General features: G+C 46.1%; 9 protein-coding genes (1 of these 9 cut by a window edge). 2 read left to right on the top strand and 7 right to left on the bottom strand.

Features of this window, described 5'->3' with window-relative positions; genetic code table 11:
* A protein-coding gene (locus tag BLV33_RS22865) for a nucleotidyltransferase-like protein (protein ID WP_090797424.1) crosses the window boundary here: on the bottom strand, positions 1 to 307 show its start. 563 nt of this gene lie to the left of the window's left edge; 307 of the gene's 870 nt are visible here — the first part of the coding sequence; the start codon lies at positions 305 to 307; its stop codon lies beyond the left edge, outside the window.
* A gap of 124 nt (positions 308 to 431) precedes the next feature.
* Between BLV33_RS22865 and BLV33_RS22860 the strand changes: the two genes are divergently transcribed.
* Positions 432 to 833 carry a DUF2614 family zinc ribbon-containing protein gene (locus BLV33_RS22860; protein ID WP_090797421.1) on the top strand — a complete coding sequence of 134 codons (402 nt, stop codon included), beginning with the start codon at positions 432 to 434 and terminating at the stop codon, positions 831 to 833.
* A gap of 70 nt (positions 834 to 903) precedes the next feature.
* Here BLV33_RS22860 and BLV33_RS22855 read toward each other — a convergent pair whose 3' ends face one another.
* Positions 904 to 2637 carry a glycosyl hydrolase family 18 protein gene (locus tag BLV33_RS22855; protein WP_090797417.1) on the bottom strand — a complete coding sequence of 578 codons (1734 nt, stop codon included), beginning with the start codon at positions 2635 to 2637 and terminating at the stop codon, positions 904 to 906.
* Between the two features lie 111 nt (positions 2638 to 2748).
* Entirely contained in the window at positions 2749 to 3183 is a 435-nt protein-coding gene (gene perR / locus BLV33_RS22850) for a peroxide-responsive transcriptional repressor PerR (RefSeq protein WP_090797412.1), read from the bottom strand.
* 146 nt (positions 3184 to 3329) lie between these two features.
* On the opposite strand from perR, the gene BLV33_RS22845 reads away from it, so the two are divergent.
* Positions 3330 to 5027 (top strand): hypothetical protein, encoded by a 1698-nt coding sequence (locus BLV33_RS22845; RefSeq protein WP_090797408.1) that lies wholly within the window; start codon positions 3330 to 3332, stop codon positions 5025 to 5027.
* On the opposite strand, the gene BLV33_RS22840 is transcribed toward BLV33_RS22845, so the two are convergent.
* From BLV33_RS22840 to gatC, 4 genes are all read right to left on the bottom strand, one after another.
* Positions 5009 to 5503, bottom strand: a complete 495-nt coding sequence (locus BLV33_RS22840) for a GNAT family N-acetyltransferase (RefSeq protein WP_090797404.1) — start codon at positions 5501 to 5503, stop codon at positions 5009 to 5011. The two genes, BLV33_RS22845 and BLV33_RS22840, sit on opposite strands and share 19 nt — an antisense overlap.
* Positions 5504 to 5598: 95 nt before the next feature.
* Positions 5599 to 7050: an Asp-tRNA(Asn)/Glu-tRNA(Gln) amidotransferase subunit GatB gene (gatB, locus tag BLV33_RS22835; protein WP_253187143.1), complete on the bottom strand. Its 1452-nt coding sequence runs from the start codon at positions 7048 to 7050 to the stop codon at positions 5599 to 5601.
* A 54-nt stretch (positions 7051 to 7104) separates the two neighbouring features.
* Complete coding sequence (gene gatA, locus BLV33_RS22830) at positions 7105 to 8562, bottom strand: Asp-tRNA(Asn)/Glu-tRNA(Gln) amidotransferase subunit GatA (RefSeq protein ID WP_090797396.1); 1458 nt, start codon at positions 8560 to 8562, stop codon at positions 7105 to 7107.
* A gap of 30 nt (positions 8563 to 8592) precedes the next feature.
* The gene (gene gatC, locus BLV33_RS22825) at positions 8593 to 8880 is read right to left on the bottom strand and encodes an Asp-tRNA(Asn)/Glu-tRNA(Gln) amidotransferase subunit GatC (RefSeq protein WP_090797393.1); all 288 of its coding nucleotides are present in this window, start codon (positions 8878 to 8880) and stop codon (positions 8593 to 8595) included.
* Positions 8881 to 9022 lie beyond the last annotated feature (142 nt).

Genomic DNA, 9022 nt, shown 5'->3' with positions numbered 1-9022 from the left:
AATAAGTATTCTGGTCCAGAAGAATCTCCCCTTTTAAAAGCCAATGAATGAGGTTGCGATTGTCGCCGTTACGAATCCATTCCTCCAAAGCGGACGGACTCACCCATCTTTCTTGTATACGCACACCGTCTTTTATATAATTAGTTATATGATTGATAAGGTTTGGGTCCCTTGTGATAATAAGAAGCAAGATATCAAACCCATCGGTCAGGGCCGGAAGCTGCTTGGGGTTATGGACGACTGTCACACTGATAATCATAGGATCATCTTTGAACTTGAAGGTGATTTGGTCTTTATTGATGTCCATGGTAGCAAGTGCCCCCGTTTTATTAGGATATCTATTTATTTCTACAAAGCTGCATGGTTTCCTGCACATTTTGTGATTTTTAATACAAAACTTAAAATCCAGCCAAAGAAAGGAAGTAAACCTTTTGCGTTTAAAATCAAGCAAGGTCAATGAGTTTCGTCTGTGGGGACTGCTGATGACAATGGGCGGAATGCTGCTCATGATTATAGGTCTGGCCGGAATTGTGTTCAATTGGGGCACCGCGGGAAGGATTATTGCTGTTGTTTTTATGATCATTGGTATGCTGGGAATGCTGGTGAGCATGGGCATATATTTTTGGGCAGGCATGCTGTCCACCACGGCAACGGTCATCGATTGTCCCGAATGCGGACGTCGCACGAAAATTCTTGGGAAAACGGACCGATGTATGTTTTGCAAGACCATGCTGACCCTCGATCCCGAGCTGGAAACGGGCGTGGAACGCATGGAAGATCATGTTCAGCCTGAGGCTCTACATGAGGTTAAACAGGGACACAAGCTGCATTAGATAGACTCTAATCGGATTCAAAAAGCAAAAGAAGCTGCCCGCGCGGGCAGCTTCTTTTGCTTTCATATTACTATGGCCTTTTTTGCAATGAATTCGAAATAGCATTCCAAATGCTTGTCGTTTCAAAGCCTCTTCTCCAGGAAGCCACACCTGCCAGATCATATTTCTTGACTAGCTCCATGCGGGCTTGGACCGAGGTCTCGTCCTCCAGCCATATTCTCATCAACTTCGTACCTTCTTTATATTCCACATAATTTTGCCCAGTTTCGGCATTAAGCACAGGCGTCAATTTCTTGTCCTTGATAATCGTTTGGGCGGATTCCATCCCAAGAGCTTTGGAAGTTACTACGGTCTTGCCATCCTTCAACTCTTCGGTCCAGAGGCGCGTATAAAATGGGATGCTCAGGACAAGCTTAGAAGGTGGAATATGATCCTCGTCCAACAACCGGGTAATTGACTTTTCCACCCATGGCAGTGATCCGACTGAGCCTGAATCCGGACTCGTAGCCCAATGCTCGTCATATGCCATCAGCATCATATAATCAACAGTCTGAGCAAGCGCGGGTCTATCGTAAAAGAGCGACCACATTTCGCTATTGGATTTGGGAGTTACATCGATAGACACTACAAGTCCCTGTTCATGCAAAAGAGGCGTCATTTCCCTGACAAATTGCACAAGATTCTCCTTGTCGCTGGTCGCCACATTTTCAAAATCAATATTGATTCCTTTAAGCTTATACATTTGGGCAAAACCGATCAGCTGCTTGGTCATTTTCATCCTGCGGTCATAGGTGGAAAGAGCTGCTGTTGTTCGTTTAGGCTCAAAGCCATTGCTGAATAAAGCCCATACCTGATAACCTCGCTCCTGCGTCCATTTCATATAAACGGGATCGGCGAGATTCGTTAAATTGCCATCACCGTCCGCCAAGGAAAACCAAGTAGGACTGATTACATTTAAACTAGGCATGGCGGGTATTTTGGCCGTGTCCGGGTTTTTGGTTGAAACCTGCTCCCAGGTCAGGTTGATTTTGCCGCCCATCGGCTTCCAAGGGATGAAAGGCTCCGGAGTAACCTGCTCGGGGATAGATTCCTCATGATCAAGCACCACATCAGCCTTGGATACATATCCAATATAGCCGCTGGACTGCTGAACTTTATACCAACCTGCATCTTCTCCCCAGATCATCAGCTTTTCCCCAGACACCAGCTGCGATACAATCGGATAGCGGATCGATGCACCCGATCGCAGAGCTGCCTCTTTCTCTTTGGCCATTCGACCCCACTGTAAATGATCACCTTTCTTGACCAAAATGACAGCGCCTGTTTGATCGGAGACTCGCAGTTCAAATTGATATAGTTGGCGTAACGGTTCTATTGGAACATAGACAATGTCGTCTTTTTTCTCGACAGGAAATTGAAGTGTATATGGTTTTTCATTCATGAATGCAGACAGCTGGCTCGTCTTGAACCTCAGAACCTTGTCTTTCGTCGTGATAATCACGGAATCGCTGGATTGTTCGTAAAGGATTGACGGATCGAGCCACTCTTGAACCAATGAAAGCGGAAGCTTAAGACCCTCTTTCTCTCCAATCGCGCTTTCCGGAAAAAAGCTTCCTTTATAAAAAACAGGCTTGGACAGCTTGCGAAAATCCGGGTCGACATGCTCTTTGTTGGGTACGAAATCTTTCCAAAAAATAACGGCAGCAAAACCTCCGACAAATAAAAATAAACCGAGGAAAATAAGGAATAGTCTCAGGGCTGGATTGAGACGTTTATTAGGATGGTTAGCATTGCCGTCAACCAACGATGTCACTCCTTTGGTAAAAAGAAAAACGTGCCCGCAATTCTTCCCTAAGAAGATGGAACACGTTCATTATACTATAAAATATAAGCTAATGAAGATGCTGAGGTCCTACTAATGCTTTGTAATTCCTATACAATCCGGACAAGTCCCATTAACCTCAAGCCGATGTCCTCGCACTTGGTAACCCGTCTGCGCAGCCGCAGTAGCTTCGACTTTCGTCAGCGGGGGATACTCAAAATCGGAAATCCTGCCGCATACCTCGCAAATCGCATGATAATGATCGGTCATATCCGCATCAAATCGGCTGGAGCTGTCGCCATACGTGAGCTCTCGAACCAGTCCGACCTCTATAAAAACCTTGAGATTATTATAAACGGTTGCTACGCTCATATTCGGAAACTTGGATTCCAAGGATCTGTATATATCATCGGCCGTTGGATGGGTTATCGAATCCAGCAAAAAAGATAGGATTGCATGCCTTTGCGGAGTCATCCGTATACCCGTCATTTTCAGCTTTTCCAAAGCCTGTTCCAAATGTAATGCCAAGATTCTCACCACCTGACTGAAAATGTTAGTGCTTCATCTATTTATTTTACGTTTGCATCTTCGGGTTTGTCAATCAACCATTAGAGGAAAACGTGGTCATTTGTTGAAGATTATGAGGAGATTATTTTGCTAAGGGGGTATTTGTTGTGTCATCGAATAGGACTCGAAGCCATGAAATTATCGCTTTAGCGGCAAAAAAAGCCAAAACACTGCCCATTGCGGAAAGTGGATTGTGGTTTCATCAAGATTTGCGGGATAACTTTTATTATGCAGCGCACCTGTATGAGGCTGTGAACAGCAAAGGATTAACCGAATTTATTGGAGATAAAGAAGGGCGAGACCTGGCATGTGAACTATTTTTGCAAGTGCTCAGGCTTCAGGATCGAGATCCGAGCAGTTCCACCTACGGACATTGGCCCTTATTTGTCGAGCCTGATCCTGCAGATTCCAAGCCAAGTACGCTGCCAGTGGAGCTTATGGGCTGCTTGATTGCCTTTTTATATAATAAAAATAAAGAGGTAATGCCTGAACCTCTAACTCATGAAATGGGGGAGTCTTTAAAGCATATTTATCAGAGTAAATTATATGACCAAGGTTTAGAGAATTTTAGCCATCATGAAGCTAAGCTGACTTCACTTAAAATCCTGATCGCAGAAAGATTCCAGGACGAAGTCCTTTTGCAGGAAGGTAAGGAACAAGCCGTTACTTTACTTCGGCATATTCGGCAATATGGGATGAAAGAATACGGAAGCTTGCCATGGCTTTGGCATTGGATTCAAGCCTTTACCTGCGTGTGGGAAACAACCAAGCGTGAAGACATAAAGCTGATCACTGCAGAGATGCTGGAATATCTGTGGAGAGAAAGGGCTCTCTTTTATCTGAAAGGTGCCTGGGCGGGTCCGCACTCCCGAGTTCTGCCCCATGATGTCCCGAGGGACAACTATAATCTGCATGATTATATTCAGTTTGGAGATTTTGCAGCACCCGTTTCGATTTCCCGATTGGAAGGCTCAGGGCTATTTACTTATCAAGTCACCGATTCCGTTTATACATTGGCCGTTAACCACAGTGCAGCCAGAGAAGTTAAAAAAAGTGTTCCAGCTTCATATTTAAATGGAATTCCTACTGAAAGTCTTCATATATATACCTATTTATCCGAACAGTATGCGCTGGGAGGCATGTATGAATACATGGAGGAATATCTCAATGAGCAGTATCGGTGGGATATTTCTTGGCCATTAGACGCTGTGGCCGGTTATGGAGCTAATCAAATGTTCTTCTTCCATCCTGGAAAGGGTTATGTTGAAGGGGACGTTCGGCATCCCAATCGTTACTCGGAGATTTTGCTCCATTCCAATGTTGTGTGTGCTCTTTACGTGGTGCCTGATGGCGGGATACAAAGTTTAGTTGGTTGTTTGCCTCTTGGTCAGTGGCTGTTTGAAGAACATTTGGGCTTCGGTGAAGTTGGCGAGACCTTCGTATACTTTCAATTGATGCACCCTTTTACCACATTGTCTCAAGAGGATAGAATTGCAGTTGCCAGTACATTCACAGGAGTGCATAGTGTAGTTATTGAAATCATGACAAAAGCAGACGCACTTGCAATTGGGATTATAACCTTAGAGGAATTCAAAGCCAAAATGTCGGATCAACAGGCTGGTTGGATCGAACATGAAAGAGGCATTGCCATAAGAAGCGCACAAGTTCATTATACAAGTACAAGTTCGCGAAAAGAAAGCTTTCTTCTTGAAGCAGAAGTGAAATTGGAGAGAATAAGCAGCGTCCGACGGCGGCAAATCAACAACAAGGAAATTGACTTTGAAGCTTATGGCTCAGGATTGTAGTTTTCCTCTGAACATTCAAAAGTGGTCAATGTAATATTAGGCGCTATGGTGATTACTCTGCGTTCGTGAAATCCAAAGCTCTTATACAAGCTTACAGCAGGGAAATTTGCGGTTCCCGTCGATACAATAAACCGGGAGACTCCCTTGCGGCGTTGCTCGGCCATAAGATGGCGAAGCAGACTGCTGGCAATGCCTTTGCGAAAATGCTTCGGGTCAACAATCATTCGGCAAATTTCAACGACACTCCCATTTCGGGTAAAAGAAATAGCTCCTGTCAGTTCTTCTTTTCCTTCTGCTTCCATATAACAGCCTATGAAGGTTTCCTTAGCTTCCTTCAGAGATTGAATTCCGTCCTTCAGAGGCGGTATCCCATCAAAGCCGATTAAGTCGGCTTCCACCTGGTAAGACGCAAGCTGCATGGTCAGCAGCTCCAAAACCTCTTCATTACTCTTCATAGAGAGCCGTTTGATTACCATTTCCCCGATCTCCCTTCAAAATGAAATAAAGTGGTGTCCCGCTTCAAGGGGTCACCACTTTCTTTATGTTACCGGTTCACCATTGGAGCCATATATTACTGCTTGTTCAAGCTCTCCAGGATCAGCTTATTGACCAGACCCGGGTTAGCTTTTCCTTTGGTTTCCTTCATGATTTGGCCGACGAGGAAGCCTACCGCTTTTTCCTTGCCTGCTTTGAAATCCGCTACGGACTGCGGATTGGCTTGAACGATTTGTTCAACAATGGCTTGAATAGCACCTTCATCGCTAATTTGCACTAGCCCCTGCTCTTCCACAATCGTTTGCGGGTCCTTACCCGTTTCCAGCAGCTCTTTAAAAACCGTCTTGGCGATTTTGCTGGAGATCGTGCCTTTTTCAATGAGGCCTATCATGCCGCCGAGACCTTTGCCTGTAAGGCGTACATCCGTCAATTCCAAGTTATTGGCGTTCAGGTAAGCGAGCAGATCGCCCATGATCCAATTGGAAACCGATTTGGAATCGGATGTGTAGGTCAGGCTTTCTTCAAATAAATCGGCCAGCTTCTTGGATGAAGTAATCACCTGCGCATCATAATCCGGCAACGCATATTCCTTGGTATAGCGGGCTTTTCGGGCATCCGGGAGTTCCGGAATGGTTGCCCGAACCTGGTCCTTCCAGGCTTGATCGATAAACAGGCTCACGAGGTCCGGATCCGGAAAATAGCGATAATCGTGCGCTTGCTCCTTGCCTCTCATGGCCAGAGTCTTACCCTGACCCTCATCCCAGCGGCGGGTCTCCTGAATGATGCTGCCACCGCTGCGGAGCACTTCAGCTTGACGAAGCTCTTCATATTCAAGGCCTCTTTGCACGCCGCGGAAAGAATTCATGTTCTTCAGCTCCGCCTTGGTGCCAAACTGCTCTTGGCCGTAGGGACGCAGGCTGACATTGGCATCGCAGCGCAGCGAGCCTTCTTCCATTTTCACATCGGATACGTCGCAATACTGCATGATCGCTTTGATTTTCTCCAAATATGCCCGCGCTTCCTCAGGGGAACGCAGGTCCGGCTCGGATACGATTTCTATGAGAGGCGTACCTACGCGGTTAAAATCGACCAGAGATGCATAGCCGCCATCCACGTGAGTCAGCTTGCCTGCATCCTCTTCAAGATGAACGCGGGTAATCCCGATTCGCTTGGTTTCGCCGCCTACTTCAATATCAATCCAGCCATGCTCTCCGATGGGTTTGTCATATTGCGAAATCTGATAAGCTTTCGGCGAATCCGGATAAAAGTAGTTTTTGCGATCAAATTTACTGTCAGTCGCAATGACGCAATTGAGCGCCATAGACGCTTTCATTGCATACTCCACAGCCTGGCGGTTAAGCACAGGCAGCACGCCCGGGTGTCCGAGACATACCGGACAAGTATGCGAGTTAGGAGGCGCGCCGAAGGATGTCGAGCAGCCGCAAAAGATTTTGGATGCGGTATGCAGCTCTACGTGCACTTCCAAACCAATTACGGTTTCAAATTGGGTATCAGTTGTTGCAGTCAAAATGAAAGCCTCCTTCATTGGATAGAACGTTCAGTTTGTAAAGTTCATTCACGTTTAAAGCTGCGGACGCGCTTTATGATGCTCGGAATGCTGTTCAAAAGCGTGCGCTACGCGCAGAACCGTTGACTCGTCCAGTGCCTTGCCGATAATCTGCAAGCCTACCGGCAGACCGTTCACAAAGCCGCAAGGCACGCTGATGGCCGGAATTCCTGCCAAGCTCACGGGAATGGTTAGAATATCGTTCAGATACATCGTTAACGGATCGTCCGTTTGCTCGCCAATCTTAAAGGCGGTGGTCGGAGCTGTAGGTCCGATAACGACGTCATACTTTTCAAATACGTTGTCAAAATCCTGCTTGATTAATGTCCTGACTTTTTGTGCTTTTAAATAGTAAGCATCGTAATAACCGGAGCTTAAAGCATAGGTGCCCAGCATGATGCGACGCTTCACTTCAGGCCCAAAGCCTTCACTGCGGGACATTTGATATACATCGAGCAAATTGTTTGCTTGCTCGGAACGGACGCCATAGCGAACCCCGTCAAAGCGGGCCAAATTGGAGGAAGCTTCTGAAGATGAGAGCAAATAATAAGTGGCAACCGCGTAATCGGAATGAGGCATCGATACCTCTTCCCAGATTGCGCCCAATCCCTCAAGCACCTTTAAGGCCTCGAGCACTCTTTCTTTGACGGCCGGATCGATTCCTTTGCCCAAATATTCCTTCGGCACTGCGATGCGAAGACCTCTCACATCTCCGGTTAAGGAACTGATATAATCAGGAATGTCCACCTTTGCGGAGGTGGAGTCCTTGGGATCATGACCTGTTATAGCTTGAAGCAAATACGCCGAATCTTCTACATTTTTGGTAAGCGGACCAATCTGATCAAGCGAGGAAGCAAAAGCAACCAGTCCAAAGCGAGATACCAGGCCATACGTTGGTTTCAGGCCGACAATTCCGCAATAAGCGGCTGGTTGGCGGATCGAACCGCCTGTATCGGAGCCAAGGGAGAAATAAACTTCGCCGGAAGCTACTGCAGCAGCCGAGCCGCCGCTTGAACCGCCGGGAACGTGTTCCAAATTCCAAGGATTATAAGTAAGATGAAAGGACGAGTTTTCATTCGATCCCCCCATGGCGAATTCATCCATATTGAGCTTGCCAATCGTTACCGTCTGAGCCTCTTTCAGCTTTTGCACCACAGTAGCATCATAGATGGGATGATAGTTGGACAAGAATTGGCTTGCACAAGTTGTGGTTAATCCTTCAGTGACGATATTATCTTTGAGTCCAATCGGCAAGCCGAATAAAAAACCTCTAGTCGGGTTTGTATTAATCTGCTCGTCCAATTCCTTAGCGCTCTTTTTAGCATTTTCTTCATTAAGAGTTAGAAAGGCTTGCACCTTGGAATCTACTTCATTAATTCTTGTATAGGCTGCATCCACAAGGTCAGTTACGGTCAACTCCTTGGCATGAAGCTTGTTGTGAATCTCTTGTAATCTGAAATCAAACAGAGACAAAGATAAACCCTCCCAACTATATAGTTACATCTATTCCAATACCGCAGGAACCTTGAATTGACCATCTTCTTCATCGGGCGCATTAAGCATAACCTTCTCAAGCGGGAGTGAGGATTTGGCTTCATCCTTGCGCATGACATTAACCAGCGGCATAGCGTGACTTGTTGGCGGTATATTGTCGGTATTCAACTGCTGCAACTGTTCCGCATATTTGAGAATCGCATTCAGCTGTTCGGTGAACTGCTGTTTTTCATTATCCTTCAGATCCAGACGGGCCAGCTTGGCCACATGCTCGACATCCTTGATGGTAATGCTCATCATTCCACACCTCTCTATAGCTCTAATCATGCATTTCATTATATCTTAAGTATTTTTGGAACTCAATTGGATTTCAATTGAACGTTGAACCAAGCCAAATAAGTCTTGAACTTATCAACAGTAAAAGCCGCCAAGGGATCTC

Source organism: Paenibacillus sp. GP183 (assembly GCF_900104695.1).
Lineage (GTDB): Bacteria > Bacillota > Bacilli > Paenibacillales > NBRC-103111 > Paenibacillus_AI.
Note: the sequence above shows the minus strand (reverse complement) of the source record. Positions and strands in the feature narration are given on the sequence as shown.